At 69.8% G+C, this 17,674-nt stretch carries 17 protein-coding genes and 2 tRNA genes; 12 read left to right on the top strand and 7 right to left on the bottom strand.

Annotation, left to right across the window (positions count from 1 at the left end; translation table 11 throughout):
• Positions 1–79 precede the first annotated feature (79 nt).
• Positions 80–151, top strand: a tRNA-Thr gene (locus tag AC1DCT_RS14880).
• Positions 152–175: 24 nt separating this feature from the next.
• Positions 176–249 (top strand) — tRNA-Met (locus tag AC1DCT_RS14885).
• A gap of 80 nt (positions 250–329) precedes the next feature.
• Here the strand turns inward: AC1DCT_RS14885 and AC1DCT_RS14890 are convergent.
• The 3 genes from AC1DCT_RS14890 to AC1DCT_RS14900 all read right to left on the bottom strand — a co-directional run bounded on the left by AC1DCT_RS14890 (position 330) and on the right by AC1DCT_RS14900 (position 5,164).
• Positions 330–2,906, bottom strand: a complete 2,577-nt coding sequence (locus AC1DCT_RS14890) for a PEP/pyruvate-binding domain-containing protein (RefSeq protein ID WP_477430104.1) — start codon at positions 2,904–2,906, stop codon at positions 330–332.
• 82 nt (positions 2,907–2,988) lie between these two features.
• On the bottom strand, positions 2,989–3,819 hold the full coding sequence (locus tag AC1DCT_RS14895; RefSeq protein WP_477231077.1) for a class I SAM-dependent methyltransferase: 831 nt from the start codon (positions 3,817–3,819) through the stop codon (positions 2,989–2,991).
• 121 nt (positions 3,820–3,940) lie between these two features.
• The gene (locus AC1DCT_RS14900) at positions 3,941–5,164 is read right to left on the bottom strand and encodes a DNA polymerase domain-containing protein (RefSeq protein WP_477231076.1); all 1,224 of its coding nucleotides are present in this window, start codon (positions 5,162–5,164) and stop codon (positions 3,941–3,943) included.
• Positions 5,165–5,300: 136 nt separating this feature from the next.
• Between AC1DCT_RS14900 and AC1DCT_RS14905 the strand changes: the two genes are divergently transcribed.
• The gene (locus tag AC1DCT_RS14905; protein WP_477231075.1) at positions 5,301–6,185 is read left to right on the top strand and encodes an alpha/beta hydrolase; all 885 of its coding nucleotides are present in this window, start codon (positions 5,301–5,303) and stop codon (positions 6,183–6,185) included.
• A gap of 53 nt (positions 6,186–6,238) precedes the next feature.
• On the opposite strand, the gene AC1DCT_RS14910 is transcribed toward AC1DCT_RS14905, so the two are convergent.
• A complete protein-coding gene (locus AC1DCT_RS14910) occupies positions 6,239–6,418 on the bottom strand; it encodes a hypothetical protein (protein ID WP_440733590.1) in 180 nt (59 codons plus the stop codon).
• A gap of 234 nt (positions 6,419–6,652) precedes the next feature.
• Between AC1DCT_RS14910 and AC1DCT_RS14915 the strand changes: the two genes are divergently transcribed.
• Positions 6,653–7,294 (top strand): MIP/aquaporin family protein, encoded by a 642-nt coding sequence (locus tag AC1DCT_RS14915; RefSeq protein ID WP_477231074.1) that lies wholly within the window; start codon positions 6,653–6,655, stop codon positions 7,292–7,294.
• 73 nt (positions 7,295–7,367) lie between these two features.
• On the opposite strand, the gene AC1DCT_RS14920 is transcribed toward AC1DCT_RS14915, so the two are convergent.
• Complete coding sequence (locus AC1DCT_RS14920) at positions 7,368–8,039, bottom strand: TetR/AcrR family transcriptional regulator (protein ID WP_477231073.1); 672 nt, start codon at positions 8,037–8,039, stop codon at positions 7,368–7,370.
• A gap of 144 nt (positions 8,040–8,183) precedes the next feature.
• Here AC1DCT_RS14920 and AC1DCT_RS14925 point away from each other — a divergent pair, with 144 nt between their 5' ends.
• The 5 genes from AC1DCT_RS14925 to AC1DCT_RS14945 all read left to right on the top strand — a co-directional run bounded on the left by AC1DCT_RS14925 (position 8,184) and on the right by AC1DCT_RS14945 (position 13,502).
• Positions 8,184–9,371: a thiolase family protein gene (locus AC1DCT_RS14925; protein ID WP_477430106.1), complete on the top strand. Its 1,188-nt coding sequence runs from the start codon at positions 8,184–8,186 to the stop codon at positions 9,369–9,371.
• Positions 9,371–10,126: an enoyl-CoA hydratase/isomerase family protein gene (locus tag AC1DCT_RS14930; RefSeq protein ID WP_477430108.1), complete on the top strand. Its 756-nt coding sequence runs from the start codon at positions 9,371–9,373 to the stop codon at positions 10,124–10,126. The genes AC1DCT_RS14925 and AC1DCT_RS14930 overlap by 1 nt, the downstream gene beginning before the upstream one ends.
• On the top strand, positions 10,123–11,007 hold the full coding sequence (locus AC1DCT_RS14935) for a 3-hydroxyacyl-CoA dehydrogenase family protein (RefSeq protein ID WP_477231070.1): 885 nt from the start codon (positions 10,123–10,125) through the stop codon (positions 11,005–11,007). Before AC1DCT_RS14930 ends, AC1DCT_RS14935 begins: the two co-directional genes overlap by 4 nt.
• A 1-nt stretch (position 11,008) precedes the next feature.
• Complete coding sequence (gene paaZ / locus AC1DCT_RS14940; protein WP_477430110.1) at positions 11,009–13,063, top strand: phenylacetic acid degradation bifunctional protein PaaZ; 2,055 nt, start codon at positions 11,009–11,011, stop codon at positions 13,061–13,063.
• A gap of 151 nt (positions 13,064–13,214) precedes the next feature.
• Positions 13,215–13,502 (top strand): GIY-YIG nuclease family protein, encoded by a 288-nt coding sequence (locus tag AC1DCT_RS14945; protein ID WP_440733583.1) that lies wholly within the window; start codon positions 13,215–13,217, stop codon positions 13,500–13,502.
• 156 nt (positions 13,503–13,658) lie between these two features.
• On the opposite strand, the gene paaK is transcribed toward AC1DCT_RS14945, so the two are convergent.
• Complete coding sequence (gene paaK, locus AC1DCT_RS14950) at positions 13,659–14,960, bottom strand: phenylacetate--CoA ligase PaaK (protein ID WP_477430112.1); 1,302 nt, start codon at positions 14,958–14,960, stop codon at positions 13,659–13,661.
• Positions 14,957–15,379, bottom strand: a complete 423-nt coding sequence (gene paaI / locus AC1DCT_RS14955) for a hydroxyphenylacetyl-CoA thioesterase PaaI (RefSeq protein WP_441977135.1) — start codon at positions 15,377–15,379, stop codon at positions 14,957–14,959. The genes paaK and paaI overlap by 4 nt, the downstream gene beginning before the upstream one ends.
• A gap of 136 nt (positions 15,380–15,515) precedes the next feature.
• On the opposite strand from paaI, the gene paaA reads away from it, so the two are divergent.
• Genes paaA through paaC form a run of 3 tightly spaced genes read left to right on the top strand, consistent with a single transcriptional unit; the run spans position 15,516 to position 17,643 of the window.
• Positions 15,516–16,484, top strand: a complete 969-nt coding sequence (gene paaA, locus AC1DCT_RS14960; protein WP_477430114.1) for a 1,2-phenylacetyl-CoA epoxidase subunit PaaA — start codon at positions 15,516–15,518, stop codon at positions 16,482–16,484.
• Positions 16,481–16,786, top strand: a complete 306-nt coding sequence (paaB, locus tag AC1DCT_RS14965; protein WP_233310351.1) for a 1,2-phenylacetyl-CoA epoxidase subunit PaaB — start codon at positions 16,481–16,483, stop codon at positions 16,784–16,786. Before paaA ends, paaB begins: the two co-directional genes overlap by 4 nt.
• Entirely contained in the window at positions 16,783–17,643 is an 861-nt protein-coding gene (paaC, locus tag AC1DCT_RS14970; protein ID WP_477430116.1) for a 1,2-phenylacetyl-CoA epoxidase subunit PaaC, read from the top strand. Before paaB ends, paaC begins: the two co-directional genes overlap by 4 nt.
• Positions 17,644–17,674 lie beyond the last annotated feature (31 nt).

Below are 17,674 nucleotides of genomic sequence, written 5' to 3' on the forward strand. Positions count from 1 at the left end.
TGTGACGGCGGGGTCGCCTCGATTCGGCCACGCGCCGATTCTTTGGTATTCTCGTCTGGTTGCCCTCTGAGGGCAGCACGCCCCGATAGCTCAGTGGCAGAGCACTTCCATGGTAAGGAAGGGGTCGTCAGTTCAATCCTGACTCGGGGCTCGCAGTATCCATCGGATGCCGTGCGGCAGGGTAGCTCAGTTGGTGAGAGCGCACGACTCATAATCGTGAGGTCGCGGGTTCAAGCCCCGCTCCTGCTACAGACAAAAACCCCCGGTTGCCCCGGGGGTTTTCGCGTACTCGGCCACGCGGCTCGGCTGCGCGGGGACGGCTGGTCGCGCTAATGGGAGATCACGCCCGCCGCGCCGTCGACAGTCACCTCATCTCCGGTCGAGATCAGTTCGGTCGCGCGGGCGACGCCGACGACCGCGGGGATGCCGTACTCGCGGGCGACGACCGCGCCGTGGCTGTTCGCGCCCCCCATCTCCATGACCAGGCCGCCGGCCGTGAGGAAGAGTGGCGTCCAGCCGGGGTCGGTCGACGGCGCGACGAGGATCTCTCCCGGCTGCAGCTCGGCGCCGACCGGATCCACGATGACGCGGGCGATCCCCGTGACTGTTCCTGCCGATGCGGGCGTGCCGCTCAGCGCGCCCTCCGCGACCGCTGCGGCGGTGCCGATCGCTTCAGGCTCTGTCCCATCCGACAGCAGCACGCGCGGCACATGCCTGCGCTGCAGTTCAGTGTCGTAGCGGGCGCGACGCTCATGGATCACGGCGCGCAGATCGTCGCCCGCGGCGACGCGCTTCGTCTCCTCGAAATCGAGGAAGAACACGTCCTGAGGGTTCGCGAGCGTACCGGTCGCCGCGAGCTCGTGCCCGATCCCGAGCATCGTCTCGTGCGCCCGCCGCAGCGCCAGGATCACCAGATACTTCGGCGCTTCCCGCATCCCCACGAGTGCGCGCGCCCGCCGCAGGCAGCCGCGCGCGACGCGGGCGCGAATCCGCCGGTGCGGGCGCGCACGACGGTACAGCGTCTCGATCATGGCTGTGGCCTCGGCTGCGCCCTCGGCGAAGTGCTGGGCCGGGGTGTCCGCGTCTGCACCGAGGCGGAGATAGCCGGACAGCACGCCGAACAAGTGCGCGGGATCGTCGGCCCATCGCGGCATCCCCAGGTCGATCTCGGCGACCGCGCGATGACCGAAACGATCGAGGAAGGCGGCCATCGCGTGCTGCAGCACGGGCGGCAGCACGCCGTCGAGGAAACCGTCGGCGAGTTCTCGCGCAGAACTGGTCTCCAAGGCGACGGCCGAGTCGGCGTCAGCACGCGCGCGCACGGCGAGTTCCCACAGGTCGAGATCCATCTGCGTCGTCACGTTGTCCGGTGCACTGCGCAGTACCGCCTGGATGTCGCCCGGCCGGATCGCCGGGCCCAGCAGGCGCTGTGCGAGGCCCAGCATCGCGAAGCCGGCGGCTGCGCCGGGAAGGCTGCGCGGTGCGTACGGCATCGCCCGGAAGATGAGGTCGACCACGCCGTCGACACGATCCGCGATCGTGCCCGATGGGGCGTCGAACGCGCGCACTTCGGCCTCGAGACGGCGCACGCGACGCTGTGCCGCACGCGGTTCGGCGAGCGCCTGTGCGACCACGAACGGAGCACGGATACGGGCGGCGGCATGGAGGAACGCGCGCAGGAAGCGCCGGCGCGAACCGGGGGCGACGGCGAACCGCGGATCCTCGAACAGGCCGCGCAGCACGACCGCAGACCGCGCCTCCATGACGTCGAGGGCCCGCGGAAAGATCGCGCGCCCCGCCGCAGAGCGGACGATCGGGGTCGCGTCGACGAACAGGCGATCGCCGCCCACGGCGAGGCCTCCGGGGCCGTCGACGATCCGTGCCGGACGGCGGCCGATGAGGTCCAGGAAGCCGGCACCGATCACGCGGAACGCCGCGATCCCCATCGGCGTGATCGGCCGACGCAGCCCTTGGGCCAGGCTGATGCAGAAGAAGGCGCGGATCTCATCCGGCGGCTTGGGCGCATCGCGCACCGGAACCGGATACAGAGTCGTGATCGGCCGCGACTGCGTGAGCCACAGCTTGCCGTCGCCGTCGGTGGCCCACTCGATGTCCTGCGGTGCCCCGAACGCGCGCTCCACGCGATCGCCGAGGGACGCGAGCGCCACGACCTGCGCGTCGGTGACGCTCACGGCATCGCCGCCACCGCGCCGGCGTTCGAGGATACGGCCCGTGGCGGTGTCGATCACGAAGTGATCCGGATCCACGGATCCGGAGACGACCGACTCGCCGAGCCCGCGCGCCGCATCGAGCACCGCTTGGCGATGCCGGCCTGTCACGGGGTCCGCGGTGAAAAGCACTCCGGCGGACTCGGCCTCGACCATCGTCTGCACCACGACAGCCAGGGCAATGCCCGCGCCGCCGATGTCGTGCGCATTGCGGTACGCCACGGCGCGGTCGGTCCAGAGCGATGCCCAGCAGCGCTGCACGGCGCTGAGCACGTCGTGGATGCCCGTGACGCCGAGGTACGTGTCCTGCTGGCCGGCAAAGCTCGCGCCGGGGAGATCTTCAGCGGTGGCGGAGGAGCGCACCGCGACCGGCCCGGCGCCGAGCCGGGAGTAGGCCGCGCGGACGGCGCTCTCCACTTCGGCCGGGATCGGTGCCGCCATGACGGCGGCGCGTGCGGCCGAGGCGTCGGTCATCGTTCCCTCCTCGATGACGGTGCCGTGCACCGTGCGGCGATACGCCGCGGTGGTGATGCAGAACCCCGAGGGCACGTCGAAGCCGGCGCGGATGAGTTCGCCGAGATTGGCCGCCTTCCCGCCCACCGCCAAGAATTCGGCGGCCGAGAGCTGCGCGAGATCGAGGACGAGGGATGCGCTCGGCTGGGGTTCGTCGCGGTCCACGGATGATCCTTCCACTAATTCATCAATTGAGGAATTAATGGAAGGATCGCACCTCGCGGGCCGGGCCGCAAGGCTCGCCAGATCAGCGGTGCGCGGTCGCCACGAACGCGCGGATCGGCGTGCGGATCGGTCCAGGGCCGAAGCGCTGCTCGAGCAGCTCCGCCGCGATCGCCTCGATGCGGGCACGCACCTCGTCCCCGTACGGCTCGAGCTCTGCACGCATCGGTGTACCCCGCGGGATCGCGACCGCGGCAGCTGCCGCCGACTCCGCCGTCCCGATCAGGTCGACCGCCTCCACCGCGTCGACGATGAGGCCGCCGGCCTCGGCGTCCCGGCGGATGGTCTCCGCGTCGTGATACCCGTGTGCGACGCGGGTGACCACATTCGGCGGCGCGTCCGGGAGCACCCGGCGATAGGCCTCATCGACCGCCAGGGCGACGGCGTTGGTGGCGATCGAGTCCCATGCCGAGAACAGGTAGGTGCTTCCGGGTCGCAGCACTCGTCGCACCTGAGCGTGTGCGGCCGGCCGATCCGGGAAGAACATGACGCCGAACTGGCACACCACGAGGTCGAAGGTCGCATCGTCGAAGGGCAAGGCCTGGGCATCGGCGGGCTGCCAGACCACGGCGGGGGCGCCTGCCGGCCGGGGCGCGCCGCGAGCTTCGGCGACGGCGAGCATGCCGGCATTGAGATCGGTGGCGACCAACGTGCTGCCGGTTGGCAGCGCGGTCGCGAGCCCGCGCGTGACTGCACCGGTCCCCGCGGCCAGCTCGAGCACCGCAACAGGATTGCGTGCCACGGCCCGGGCGACCATGTCGTCGGCAAAGGGCCGGAACATGAGGGGCACCATGAGCTGCTCGTAGGCGTCGGGGACCCCGCCCCGGAACAACTTCGCGGCCGCGTCCTCGGGCATCTCCGCCCCTTCCTCTGCCGACTGTTCTACGCCCGCTCGCAGAGTGCTGTCCAGTGTGCGACGGAGCGGGAGGAGCAGGCCCTCCGCGAAACGCTGGAACGGATGATGACGGCCGCGCCCGTCAGCCCTGCCAGCTCTTCCCGGCCCACGGGTCGTAGTCGGCGAGCAGCGGCTCCTGCGCTGGACGCTGCTCCTCGGGCACATGCTGCAGATTGACCCGCACGCGGTACCAGAGCGAGCTCGATCCGCGCATCCCGTCGATCAGGACATCGGCCGGATGCAGCATCGACGCCACGGACGCATGCGTCTCACGCCACTGCTCGAGCGCAGCGAGCGCCTCGGGCTTGGTCTTCGTGCGGGCGATCTCGATGAGCGGCATGGTCGAAGCGCGGCGCCCGGATCCATCGGATCCGCGCGGTGGCTTCTCCGCCGGACCCAGCTTTTCGGCCAGAGCGAGCAGCGCTGACAGCGACCCCGCCTCCCGATCGATGCCCCGATGCGGATCGCCGATCTCGGCGAAGCGCGTGCGCACGGTCGGCACCGTGAACTCGTCCGGGCGGCGTCGGCGCACCTCGTCCCAGGCGAGCGGAGTCGACACGCGCGCATCCGGCAGGGCGCGGATCGAGTACGCGGAGGCGACGGTGCGGTCCTTCGCGTTCTGGTTGAAGTCGACGAACACGCTCTCGCCGCGCTCCTCCTTCCACCAGCGCGCGGTGGCGAGCCCGGGCGCCCTGGCCTCCACCTCGCGCGCCAGCGTCTCGGCAGCGAGGCGCACGGCGGCGAAGTCCCACTCGGGCTGGATCCGGACCAGGATGTGCATGCCCCGGGAGCCGCTGGTCTTGGGCCAGCCCACGAGCCCGCAGTCATCGAGCACCTCGCGCACGACGAGGGCCGTGTCGACGATCTGCGACCATTCGACGCCGGGCATCGGATCCAGATCGACCCGCAGCTCGTCGGGGTGCTCCAGGTCGGCCGCGCGCACCGCATGCGGGTTGAGATCGAGGCAGCCGAGATTCACGATCCAGGCGAGCCCCGCGGCATCGGTGAGGACCGCCTCCTCCGCGGAATTGCCCGACGCATAGCGCAGCACCGCGGTGCCGATGTAGTCGGGATGCTCGGGCACCCGCTTCTGGAAGAACGGCTCGGCGTCGATGCCCTTCACGAACCGCTTGAGCACCATAGGACGCCCGCCGGCTCCGCGCAGCGCTCCGTCCGCCACCGCAAGGTAGTACTCGACGAGGTCGAGCTTGGTCAGCCCCGCCTGCGGGAAGACGACCTTGTCGGGGTGCGATACGCGCACCTGGGCGCCGTCGATCTCGAGGAAGGTCTCGGCTCTGCCTGCCATGGATCCACGTTAGATCGTGAGCGTCGTCGCGGCGAGAGCAGCGGACGATCCGAGACGGGGCGATGCGCTCTTGCGGTTCCCGCAGACGCGACGTAATCTACAACCAATCAGTTGTATTTAATCTCGAGGAGGAAGCATGTCGGACAGCGCAGCACGGACCGTCGTCACCCGCACGGTCGGCGAGGGCGATGACGCGATCACGTACGACATCCATGGTGATCTCGCCACGGCGAGCGTCGAACGGCCGGCGCTGTTCCTGTTCGGTGCGCCGATGGACGCGACGGGATTCCAGATCCTCGCCTCGCATTTCGGCGACCGTCCGGTCGTCACCTACGACCCGCGCGGCGCGGGGCGCAATCCGGTCGGCACCGCGGACATCACGGTGCAGCGGCACGCTGACGACCTGCACCGCGTGATCGCCGCGCTCGGCGTCGGACCGGTCGATGCGTTCGGCAGCAGCGGCGGAGGCGTGAACCTGCTCGCCCTGCTCGCTGCGAATCCCGACGATGTCCGCATCGCTGTGGTGCATGAGCCTCCCGTGGCCGACTTCCTGCCTGACCGGGATGCCGTGCTCGCGGTGACGGCCGACATGAAGCGCACCTTCGCAGCGGAGGGGAGCGGCCCGGCGCTGGCGAAGTTCATCCAGTTCGTGATGCTCGACGGCCCGGTGCCTGAGGGGTACCTCGACGGCCCGGCACCCGACCCCTCGATGTTCGGACTGCCGACGGCCGACGATGGCAGCCGGACGGATCCGCTCTTCCGCAACATGCCGGCGACTCTCGCCTACCTGCCGGAGATCGCGGCGCTCCAGGGTCTCGGCGAACGCCTCGTGATCGCGTTCGGTGCCGAATCCGGAGAGACCATTCCGGCGCGCGCGGCACGGGCGGTCGCCGCCGCGCTCGGGATCGAGGCGACCGTCTTCCCGAGCAACCACGGCGGATTCACCGAGCAGCCGGGGTTCCCCAGCGATCCGGAGGGTTTCGCCGCGCGCCTGCGCGAGGTGCTGGGCGAACGAGGCTGACAGCGCGGAACGGTGCGCGATCGCGGGGCCCGCGATCGCGCACCGTTTCCGTGTCAGGAGGCCTGCGGCAGGATACGCAGCGCCACGAGCATCCTCGTGAGGGCGCCCTCGCGGCGGGCCGGAATGTGGAAGTCGGGGTCGACGTCGATGAGCGGGTAGATCGCCGCGCGTCGTGCGACGTCGCCCTGGCGCTCGGGGCGGTGGTTCTGCGTGCCGGGGGTCTGGGGCATCATCGCCTCTTCTCTCGCTCTGTATTCCGAATGATGGAATTGCTCTATCGAATAATGAAAGAATATGATGATCCGGCTCGAGGGTCAAGAGTTTTCCGCCTGGATCCGTCGGAATGTTGCTTCGGTTCCCAGCTGATTGACAGGAACCCGGTATTCTGGCTCGGCAATCCAGGGTGCGCCGGCCGGCGTGCGGGAGATTCCGCCCTCACCCTCGACCTGACAGAAAAGGCATTCAAAATGACTGGTACTGCTGGAAAGGCGCTTACTGAGGCGATCTCGACGTTCCTCTTCGTGTTCAGCATCATCGGCGCGGTCAACAGCAAGAGCCCGCTGACGCCGCTGGCGATCGGCCTCGCGCTGACGGTTCTCATCTACGCCTCGGGGCACATCTCCGGCGGCCACCTCAACCCCGCCGTGTCGTTCGGCGCCCTCATCCGCGGTGCCATCGGCGTCACGGACTTCGTTGCGTACATCGTTGCCCAGTTCATCGGCGGCGCGCTCGCGGCACTGGTGAGCTTCGTGGTCTGGCCGCACGCCGAGAAGGCGACCGAGATCAAGGTCGGTCCGGCCTTCCTGGTCGAGGCGCTGTTCACCCTCGTCCTCGTCTGGGTCGTGCTGAACGTCGCGACCTCGAAGGACAACGACAACAACTCGTTCTACGGCCTGGCCATCGGTGGCACCGTCTTCGTCGGCGCCGTCTCGGTCGGCGGCGTCTCGGGCGGTGGGTTCAACCCCGCCGTCGCACTCGGCCTCTCCATCAGCGGCCAGTTCGCCTGGAGCAACCTGTGGCTGTACATCGTGGCCCCGCTGGTCGGCGCCGCGATCGCCGCACTGCTGTTCCGGGTGCTGAGCAGCAACGACAAGAAGGCTGCTGCCTGACCCGCACCGCTTCTGGAACGCCCCGTGCTCGACGAGCGCGGGGCGTTCTGCTGTCCGGGGTCGGAGGCTTCTCTCAGCGCGCGCGGAGGCCGTCGAAGATCACGCGAGTGACGTCGTTCACCAGCTCCTCGGGGGTGAGTGACGTATGCGCGGGCCGATACCACTCGATGATCGAGTTGATCATGCCGAACATGAGCCTCGTCGTCACCGAGGGGCGGATGTCGCGACGCAGGGCGCCCTCCTGCTGCGCCTGCCCGACCAGGTGCGCGACGCGCTGATCGAAGATGCGGCGGCGCTCCAGGGCGGCGCGCTCGACCTCGCTGTTGCCGTGCACGCGCAGCAGCAGCGTCACCTGGGGCAACCTGCTCGTGAGCACGCGCACGGCCCCGGCGATCACCGTCACCAGCCGCGTGGCGGCCGTGCCCTCGTCGGCCAGCGCCCCGTCGAGCACCGACTCCAACCCGCCGAGCGCGTCGTCGAGGGCGATCTCGAGGATCTGCTCCTTCGATGTGAAGTGGTGATACAGCGCGGCTTTGCTGAGTCCGAGCGCGGTCGCCAGCGATGACACGCTCGTGCCGTCGTAACCCTGCTCGTTGAAGAGACGCACGGCGATCTCGAGCACCTGCGCGCGGTCGTAGCCGGGGCGTCCACGGCGTGCGCGCGGTGCGGCGTGCTCGGCGTCGGCGATCTCGGGCGCGTCGGCGACGCTCGATTCATCGGCGGCGTGCGCGGATCCGGTGCTCATCCGCATCATTCTCCCTCATCGGCCTCGCGGGCGGACTTGCCCGCTCGGGATCCGTCTGACATTCTTTTACTGAACGATCGGTCGGGAAACAGTCGGATCCCGATCCGAAGCACCCCTGTCGACGACGACCCCGGGAGGACGAGCATGTCGGAGGCCTACCTCATCGGCGGTGCGCGCACGCCGGTCGGACGATACGGCGGCGCTCTCGCCGGCGTTCGGCCCGACGATCTGGCCGCGCTCGTCATCCGCGAGGCCGCCGAGCGTGCCGGCGTGCCCGATGACGCGTTCGATGAGGTGGTCCTCGGATCCGCGAACCAGGCGGGGGAGGACAACCGCAACGTCGCGCGCATGGCCGTGCTGCTCGCCGGTTTCCCCGATGCGCTGCCGGCCTTCACGGTGAACCGGCTCTGCGCCTCAGGGATGACGGCCACAGCCCTCGCCGCGCAGGCGATCCGAGCCGGCGACGCCGACGTGATGATCGCGGGTGGCGTGGAGTCGATGACGCGCGCCCCCTGGGTGCAGGCCAAACCCGAGCGCGCCTGGGCGAAACCGGGTGAGGCGTTCGACACCTCGATCGGCTGGCGGTTCACGAATCCGCGCCTCGCCGCGCGTGACAAGGCCACCTACTCGATGCCGGAGACCGCGGAAGAGGTCGCGCGCCTCGACGGCATCACCCGCGAGGATGCCGACGCGTTCGCCCTGCGCAGCCACCAGCGGGCGATCGCTGCGATCGATGCCGGGCGCCTTGCTCCGGAGATCGTGCCGGTGCCCACGCCGCGCGGCGGACTCGTCGACACCGACGAGGGCCCGCGCCGCGACACCACGCTCGAGGTGCTCGCGGGGTTGCGGCCCGTGGTCGCGGGCGGCAGCGTGGTCACCGCGGGCAACGCCTCCTCGCTGAACGACGGGGCCTCCGCGATCGTCGTGGCCGGATCCGCCGCGGTGGATCGGCACGGACTGACACCGAGGGCGCGCATCGTCGCCTCTGCGTCGGCCGCGCTCGCCCCGGAGATCATGGGGCTGGGCCCGGTGCCCGCGACGGAGAAGGCGCTCGCGAAGGCGGGGCTCACCGTGGCCGACCTGGGCGCGGTCGAGCTGAATGAGGCGTTCGCCACGCAGTCGCTCGCCTCGATCCGAAGGCTCGGCCTCGACCCGGACATCGTGAACGCCGACGGCGGCGCCATCGCGCTCGGTCATCCACTCGGCTCCAGCGGCAGCCGGATCCTGATCACGCTGCTCGGCCGAATGGAGCGCGAGGGGGTCCGGTACGGGCTGGCGACCATGTGCGTCGGAGTCGGACAGGGCACCGCGATGATCGTGGAGCGGGTCTGATGGCCGACGCATCGACGGCTCGGCGCCTGCGCATCGAACGCACGGAGACCAGGGTCACCGCGACGCTCGACCGGCCCGAGACCCGCAACGCGATCGATCAGGCCATGATCGATGAGCTGCACGCGCTGTGCGCCGAGCTCGAGGAGGATCCGCGGATCCTGATCCTGATCGGATCCGGCGGGATCTTCGCCTCCGGCGCCGACATCGCCCAGTTGCGCGACCGCCGCGCACAGGACGCGCGGGCCGGCATCAACACGACCGCGTTCCGGCGCATCCGGCAGCTGCCGATGCCCGTGATCGCGGCGGTCGACGGCTACGCCCTCGGCGGCGGTGCGGAGCTGGCCTACGCGGCGGACATCCGCATCGGCACCCCGTCCACGCGCATCGGCAACCCGGAGACCGGGCTCGGCATCATCGCTGCGGCCGGAGCGACCTGGCGGCTGCCGCAGATCGTCGGCGAGGCGCGTGCCACCGAGCTGCTGCTGACCGGGCGCCAGCTCGGCGCGCAGGAGGCGCTCGCCTGGGGGCTGCTGTCGTCGCTGCACGAGTCGGAGGATCTGCTCGCGGCGGCACATGCGGTGGCCGACCGCGTCGCCGCGAACGATCCGCTCGCCACCCGGCACACCAAGACGGCCCTGCTCGCCCCGCCCGACCGGCATCCCGAGATCGAGCTGGAGCTGCAGGCCGAGCTGTTCGAGAGCCCGGAGAAGCACCGGCGGATGACCGCCTTCCTGGAACGGAGGAGCCGCCGATGAGCGGACAGGATCCCCACGCGCTCGAGCTGACGGCGGCTCCCGACCGGGTCGGTGTGCTGGGCGGGGGACGGATGGGCGCCGGCATCGCGCACGCGTTCCTGCTCGCCGGATCCCAGGTCGTCGTGGTCGAGCGGGACGAGGCCGCAGCGGCAGCGGCGGGAGAGCGGATCCGCACGAGCCTGCAGCGCTCCGTCGACCGCGGGAGCACCGAACGCACGATCGCCGCGCTCGAGGGAGCTTTCGAGACGAGCATCGACGCCGCCGCGTTCGCCGATGCCGGACTCGTCGTCGAGGCCGTTCCCGAGGACCGTGCCCTCAAGGTAGAGAGCCTGCGCCGCATCGAGGCGATGGTCGAACCGCGCGCCGCGATCGCGTCCAACACGTCCTCGATCTCGATCGACGACCTCGGCGCGGAGCTCGCTCACCCGGAGCGGTTCCTCGGCCTGCACTTCTTCAACCCCGTGCCCGCCTCTTCGCTCGTCGAGGTGGTCGTGGGAGCGTCCACGAACCAGGAGCTCGTCGACGACGCCCGGGGCTGGGTCGCCGCCCTGGGAAAGACCGCGGTCGTGGTCGCAGACGCACCGGGGTTCGCATCGAGCCGGCTGGGCGTGGCGATCGCGCTGGAGGCGATCCGGATGCTGGAGGAGGGCGTGGCGACCGCCGCCGACATCGACGCCGCGATGGAGCTCGGCTACCGGCATCCGACCGGGCCTCTGCGCACCACCGACATCGTCGGCCTCGACGTGCGGCTCGGGATCGCCGAGGAGCTCGAGGCGAAGCTCGGGGCGCGGTTCGCGCCGCCGCAGCTGCTGCGCGATCTGGTCGCCGATGGACACCTGGGCCGCAAGACCGGCCGGGGATTCTACGAATGGAGCGAATGACATGACCGAGCTGCTGCCCAGCTATCTGCAGGGAGCCTGGTGGACCTCCGCGTCCGAGGCCGGCACGATCGTGCGCGACGCATCGACGGGCGAGGAGATCGTCCGGGTCGACTCTGCGGGCATCGACCTCGCCGGCGCCATGGACTACGCGCGCACCGTGGGCCAGCAGAGCCTCGGCGTGCTCACCTTCCACCAGCGGGCGATGCTGCTCAAGCAGATGGCCGTGGAGCTCACCGCCCACAAGGAGGAGCTGTACGAGCTCTCCAAGCGCAGCGGATCGACGGTCCGCGACTCCTACGCCGACGTCGACGGCGGCATCGGCGTGCTGTTCACGTACTCGTCCAAGGGGCGTCGCGAACTGCCGAACGCGAAGGTCGTCCTGGACGGCCCGGTCGAGCCGCTCTCCAAGGACGGATCCTTCCTCGGCCGGCACGTCTACACGCGCCTGCCCGGCGTCGCCGTGCAGATCAACGCCTTCAACTTCCCGATGTGGGGTGCGCTGGAGAAGTTCGCCCCGGCCTTCCTCGCCGGCGTGCCCTCGATCGTGAAGCCCGCGACCCCGACGGGCTACATCGCGGAGGCGTGGGTGCGGATCCTCACCGACTCCGGACTGCTGCCGGACGGTTCCCTGCAGCTGGTCAGCGGATCCCTCCCCGGGATCTTCGACCTGCTGCGCCTCGGAGACCTCGTCGCCTTCACCGGAAGCGCTTCGACCGCGGCGGGTCTGCGCGCCCAGACCGCCGACGGGGTGCGCTTCACGAGCGAGACCGACTCGATCAACGCCTCAGTCCTCGGTCCCGATGCGACGCCGGACACCCCGGAGTTCGACGCCTACGTGAAGCAGCTCATGATCGAGCTCACCACGAAGGCAGGGCAGAAGTGCACGGCGATCCGCCGGGCGATCGTGCCGGCGCCGCTCGTGGACCCGCTCGTCGAGGCGCTTCGGGCGAAGATCGCCGAGCGCGTCGTGATCGGCGACCCGCATGCCGCGTCCGTCACGATGGGACCGTTGGTCTCGATCGCGCAGCGCGACGAGGTGCTGCGCCAGGTCGCGGCGCTGCGCGAGGCCGGCGGCGAGCTGCTCTTGGGATCCGTGGACGCACCGGACGTCGTCCACGCCGACGGCACGACCGGCCCCGCCCCGGAAGGCGCCTTCATCGCGCCGATGCTGGTGGGCTTCGCGGACACGACGTCGCCTGCCGTGCACGAGATCGAGGCGTTCGGCCCGGTCTCGAGCGTGCTCGGGTACACGACCGTCGCCGAGGCCGCCGAGCTCGTCGGACTCGGCGGGGGATCGCTGGTGACCTCTGTCGCGACCAGGGATCCGGAGGTCGCGACCGAGCTGCTCACCCGTATCGCTGCGTACAACGGACGCGTGCTGTTCCTGAACCGCGACGACGCGAAGACCTCGACCGGGCACGGCTCCCCGGTGCCGCACCTGGTGCACGGAGGCCCGGGGCGCGCCGGCGGCGGTGAGGAGCTCGGCGGGATCCGCGCGGTCACGCACTTCATGCAGCGCACCGCGATCCAGGGCACTCCCGAGATCCTCACCGCGATCACGGGCGTCTGGCACACCGGCGCCGGCACGGACCGCGCGGTGCACCCGTTCCGGAAGTCGCTGGCGGAACTGCGACTCGGCGACCAGGTCGAATCGGGGCTGCGCGAGCTGTCGCTCGCGGACATCGAGGCGTTCGCGTACTCGACCGGCGACACCTTCTACGCGCACATGGACGAGGAGGCCGCCGAGGCGAACCCGTTCTTCGGCGGGAGGGTCGCGCACGGCTACCTGCTGGTGTCCTGGGCGGCCGGGCTGTTCGTCTCGCCCGAGCCAGGGCCTGTGCTCGCCAATTACGGACTGGAGAACCTGCGCTTCGTGACGCCGGTGAAGCCCGGTGATGCGATCCGGGTGACCCTCACGGCGAAGCAGATCACGCCGCGGGAGACCGACGAATACGGCGAGGTGCGCTGGGACGCGGTGATCCACAACCAGCGCGACGAGATCGTGGCGACTTACGACGTCCTGACGCTCGTGGAGAAGGAGCTGGCCCCGGCCTGACGAGGGCTTCACCCCCCGGGGTCGTTGAGCGAGGACGGCGGAGCCGACCGAGACGAGACGCGGTGCTCTCACGAGGGCGCCGCGTTTCGTCTCGCTTCGCTCGCTCAACGACCCCAGGTGGGGTGTCCGTGGCTCGGGCTAACTTCGCTGGATGACGGGTTACGCGTACATCCTGAGGTGCAGTGACGGCACCTTCTACGCGGGCAGCACGAACGATCTCGAGCGCCGAATGGAGCAGCACGCCGCGGGGGAGGGCGCCGCATACACACGCAGACGACTGCCCGTGACCTTGGTCTGGCACGCCGAGTTCGAGCGCGTCGACGAAGCATTCGCCTGGGAGAAGCGGATCCAGGGGTGGAGTCACGCGAAGCGTGCCGCCTTCATCGAGGGCGGTCTGGATGCGATCCGCGGCTGGAGCGCCAGAACCCGGGGTCGTTGAGCGAGGACGGCGGAGCCGACCGAGACGAAACGCAGTGCTCTTGTGAGGTGCGGCGTTTCGTCTCGCTACGCTCGCTCAACGACCGGGGGTGTGGTGTCCTTGCGGGGTGCCGCGTTTCGTCTCGCCTTCGGGTCGCTCAACGACCCCGGGTGCGGCTCAGCGGAGGTCGTACAGGCGCTTGTACTTGCCCTCGCTGCGGGGGAGGGATCCGGGCTCCTCGACCTGCACCTCCACCGACGTGCCGATTGACGTCTTGATCCGCAGCTTCAGCACCTCGGCGGCGGCTTGCGCTGCGGCGGGGTCGATGTCGGGGTGCCGCTCGATCCGCACTGTGAGGGAGTCGAGGTGGCGCTGCCGGGTGAGCTCCAGCACGAAATGCGGGGTGAGCGTCTCGATGCCGAGCGCGATCTCCTCGATCTGGGTGGGGAACAGGTTCACGCCGCGCAGGATGATCATGTCGTCATCGCGGCCGGTGATCTTCTCCATCCGCCGCATCGCCGGGAACGCGGATCCGGGCAGCAGCCGGGTCAGATCCCTGGTGCGGTAGCGGATCACGGGGAACGCCTGCTTGGTGAGCGAGGTGAACACCAGCTCGCCCGGCTCGCCGTCGGCGACGGGCTCGCCCGTTTCGGGGTCGATGATCTCGGGCAGGAAGTGGTCCTCCCAGATGTGCGGGCCGTCCTTCGTGGCCGCCGCCTCCATCGCGACGCCCGGGCCCATGACCTCGCTGAGCCCGTAGATGTCGACGGCGTCGATGTTCAGCCGCTGCTCGATCTGGTGGCGCATCTCATTGGTCCAGGGCTCTGCGCCGAGGATTCCGACCTTGAGTGAAGTGGAGCGCGGATCGATCCCCGCCGCCTCCATCGCATCCGCGATCGTGAGGAGGTAGGTCGGCGTGCACATGATCGCGTCGGGCTCGAAGTCGCCGATGAGCTGCACCTGCTTGGCGGTCTGCCCGCCCGACATCGGGATCACCGTCGCGCCGAGGCGCTCGATGCCGGCGTGCGCGCCAAGGCCGCCGGTGAATAGGCCGTAGCCGTAGGCGTTGTGCACCTTCCAGCCGGGCTGGACTCCGGCGGCGCTCAGCGAGCGGGCGATGAGATCGGCCCAGTTGTCCAGGTCGGTCTCGGTGTAGCCGACCACCGTCGGACGGCCCGTGGTACCCGATGAGGCGTGGATCCGCCGCACATCGGCCATCGGCACCGCGAACATGCCGAACGGGTAGTACTCGCGCAGGTCGTTCTTGGTGGTGAACGGGAGACGCGCGATGTCGGCGAGGGTACGGATGTCATCGGGATGGATCCCGGCGCTCTGAAAAGCCAGGCGGTAGAACGGCACGTTCTCATACGCGTGGCGCACGGACCACTGCAGGCGCTCGAGCTGCAGCGCGCGCAGCTGCTCGGGATCCAGCCGTAGCGCGTCGGCGTTCGTGACCCGGTCCGTCGCGATCTCGGTCATGCGTTCTCCTTCGGGAAAGGACGGTTCGTAGTGAGGGAGCGGCCGCGGAACTCGGCGACGATGTCGCCGGTCTCGTCGGTCACCGTGATGTCGTACAGGCCCGTGCGGCCGTTGCGCGCGCGGCGCGACCCCGTGGCGGTGAGCACCTGGCCCTCCCTCGTGGACTTCAGGAACGTGATGTCCGCACCGGCGGCGACGGTCACCTGCTCGTCCTCGTTGCAGACGATCGCGAATGTCGTGTCGGCGAGCGCGAAAACCAGCCCGCCGTGCGTGATGCCGAAGCCGTTCAGCATGTCGTCGCGCACGGTCATCGAGACCACGGCGCGGCCCGGCTCATCCACCTCCACGCGCATGCCGAGAGCGGTCGACGCGCGATCGCGTCGCATCATCGGGCGAAGTTCGGTGACGGGTTCTGCCATCGGTTCTCCTTCGAACGGGCGGGCATGGATCCGGTTCGAGAAGAGCCGTTCTTCTGCGAACGTTTCGAGTGTGCCATAATTACTGTACGAACGGTAGGTAATTCACACACTGTTGAACCAGCACAGGGAGTCGACGATGACTGTTCCACCGGTGGCCGAGGTGCGGGACCTCGACGCGCAGGCCCTCTTCGACGAGCTCGTCGAGAACGAGCAGCGCATCGAGCCGCGCGACTGGATGCCGGAGGCGTACCGCAAGACGCTGATCCGGCAGATCTCCCAGCACGCGCACTCCGAGATCATCGGGATGCAGCCCGAGGGCAACTGGATCACGCGCGCTCCGAGCCTCAAGCGCAAGGCGATCCTGATGGCGAAGGTGCAGGACGAAGCGGGGCACGGGCTCTACCTCTACTCCGCCGCCCAGACGCTGGGCATCACGCGCGATCAGATGATGCAGCAGCTCATCGACGGCAAGGCGAAGTACTCCTCGATCTTCAACTACCCGACGCCGACCTGGGCCGACATGGGCGCGATCGGCTGGCTCGTCGACGGCGCAGCGATCTGCAACCAGGTGCCGCTGTGCCGTGCGTCGTACGGGCCGTACGGGCGCGCGATGGTGCGCATCTGCAAGGAGGAGTCCTTCCATCAGCGGCAGGGGTTCGAGATCCTGCTCACCCTCATGCAGGGATCCGAGGAGCAGCGCGCCATGGCACAGGACGCGGTGAACCGCTGGTACTGGCCGGCGCTCGCGATGTTCGGCCCGCCCGACGACCAGTCGCCGAACTCGGCCCAATCGATGCAGTGGAAGATCAAGCGCTTCTCGAACGACGACCTGCGCCAGCGCTTCGTCGGCATGCTCGTGCCGCAGGCCGAGATCCTCGGCGTGACGCTGCCGGATCCCGAGCTCCGCTTCGACGAGGAGACCGGGCAGTACGCGATGGGCGAGATCGACTGGGACGAGTTCTTCGAGGTGGTGCGCGGCAACGGCCCGTGCAACGCCGAACGGCTGCAGCGTCGCCGCGACGCGCACGAAGAGGGCGCGTGGGTGCGCGAGGCGGCCGCGGAGTACGCCCGCAAGCAGGCCCTGCGGCAGGAGGTGGCGGCATGACCACTCCCGGAGCATCCCCCGAGGAGACCTGGCCCATGTTCGAGGTCTTCGTGCGTGCGAACCGCGGACTCAGCCACGTGCACGTCGGATCCCTGCACGCCCCCGACGCCGACATGGCGTTGCGCAACGCGCGCGACCTGTACACCCGGCGCAATGAGGGCACGTCGGTCTGGGTCGTCCCGGCCGACGCGATCACCACGAGCGACCCCGACGACAAGGGTGCGTTCTTCGAGAGCCCGGCCGGCAAGAACTACCGGCACGCCGTGTACTACACGGCCTCCGAGGGGGTGCCGCACCTATGAGCGCCCTTCGACAGGCTCAGGGACCGGATCTGGACGGCGCGATCGACCCGCACGGCGACGTCTCGGTCGACGCGCTCGCGCTCGCCGAGGAGCTCGCCGGTTCGGGGGAGCGCGCCGGATCCGCCGACATCGCGGAGTACGCGCTGTGGCTGGGCGACGACGCGCTGATCCTCTCGCAGCAGCTCGGCGCGTGGATCACCTACGCGCCCGAGCTCGAGGAGGACGTGGCGCTCGGCAACATCGCCCTGGACCTGCTCGGGCACGCCCGCTCGTTCCTCCGGTACGCCGGATCCTGGGACGGGCGCAGCGAGGACGACCTCGCCTACTTCCGCGACGAGGCGGAATTCCGCAGCTGCTGGCTCGTGGAGCAGCCGAACGGCGATTTCGCGCAGACGATCGCGCGGCAGTTCCTCGTGAGCACCTACATGCTCGAGCTGTACTCCGCGCTGCGCTCCAGCACGGATCCGACCTTCGCCGCGATCGCCGAGAAGGCGGTCAAGGAGGTCGACTACCACCGCGACCACGCCGTGCAGTGGGTGCTGCGCCTGGCCGGCGGCACGGAGGAGTCGCGTGCGCGGATCATCCGGGCGTTCGGCGACGTCTGGCCCTACGCCGCCGAGCTGTTCCGCGACGAGGAGCTGATCGACCGCCTCGGCGACGCGGCCGTGCGCCCCCCCACGTTGCGGGCGGGCTTCGACGCTGTGGTCGCGGCGGTCTTCGCCGAGGCCGAGCTGAAGATCCCCGCCGGACCGACCTCCGCCGGTGGTGGCCGGCACGGCTCCCACGCCACGGAGCTCGGGCATCTGCTGTCCGAGATGCAGGTGCTCGCCCGTCGGCACCCGGGGGTGACCTGGTGACCGCGTCCGCCTCTCGGCCCACCCCGCTCGC

It is taken from the genome of Microbacterium sp. 10L49 (assembly GCF_056395125.1).

Coding starts and splice junctions, on each gene's coding strand:
- AC1DCT_RS14895 (WP_477231077.1), bottom strand. CDS start 3,819: ATGCCCGAGGACGCGGCCGCGAAGTTGTTCCGGGGCGGGGTCCCCGAC.
- AC1DCT_RS14935 (WP_477231070.1), top strand. CDS start 10,123: ATGAGCGGACAGGATCCCCACGCGCTCGAGCTGACGGCGGCTCCCGAC.
- paaI (WP_441977135.1), bottom strand. CDS start 15,379: ATGGCAGAACCCGTCACCGAACTTCGCCCGATGATGCGACGCGATCGC.
- AC1DCT_RS14910 (WP_440733590.1), bottom strand. CDS start 6,418: ATGATGCCCCAGACCCCCGGCACGCAGAACCACCGCCCCGAGCGCCAG.
- paaZ (WP_477430110.1), top strand. CDS start 11,009: ATGACCGAGCTGCTGCCCAGCTATCTGCAGGGAGCCTGGTGGACCTCC.
- paaB (WP_233310351.1), top strand. CDS start 16,481: ATGACCACTCCCGGAGCATCCCCCGAGGAGACCTGGCCCATGTTCGAG.
- AC1DCT_RS14945 (WP_440733583.1), top strand. CDS start 13,215: ATGACGGGTTACGCGTACATCCTGAGGTGCAGTGACGGCACCTTCTAC.
- paaK (WP_477430112.1), bottom strand. CDS start 14,960: ATGACCGAGATCGCGACGGACCGGGTCACGAACGCCGACGCGCTACGG.
- AC1DCT_RS14900 (WP_477231076.1), bottom strand. CDS start 5,164: ATGGCAGGCAGAGCCGAGACCTTCCTCGAGATCGACGGCGCCCAGGTG.
- AC1DCT_RS14930 (WP_477430108.1), top strand. CDS start 9,371: ATGGCCGACGCATCGACGGCTCGGCGCCTGCGCATCGAACGCACGGAG.
- AC1DCT_RS14905 (WP_477231075.1), top strand. CDS start 5,301: ATGTCGGACAGCGCAGCACGGACCGTCGTCACCCGCACGGTCGGCGAG.
- AC1DCT_RS14915 (WP_477231074.1), top strand. CDS start 6,653: ATGACTGGTACTGCTGGAAAGGCGCTTACTGAGGCGATCTCGACGTTC.
- paaC (WP_477430116.1), top strand. CDS start 16,783: ATGAGCGCCCTTCGACAGGCTCAGGGACCGGATCTGGACGGCGCGATC.
- AC1DCT_RS14925 (WP_477430106.1), top strand. CDS start 8,184: ATGTCGGAGGCCTACCTCATCGGCGGTGCGCGCACGCCGGTCGGACGA.
- paaA (WP_477430114.1), top strand. CDS start 15,516: ATGACTGTTCCACCGGTGGCCGAGGTGCGGGACCTCGACGCGCAGGCC.
- AC1DCT_RS14920 (WP_477231073.1), bottom strand. CDS start 8,039: ATGAGCACCGGATCCGCGCACGCCGCCGATGAATCGAGCGTCGCCGAC.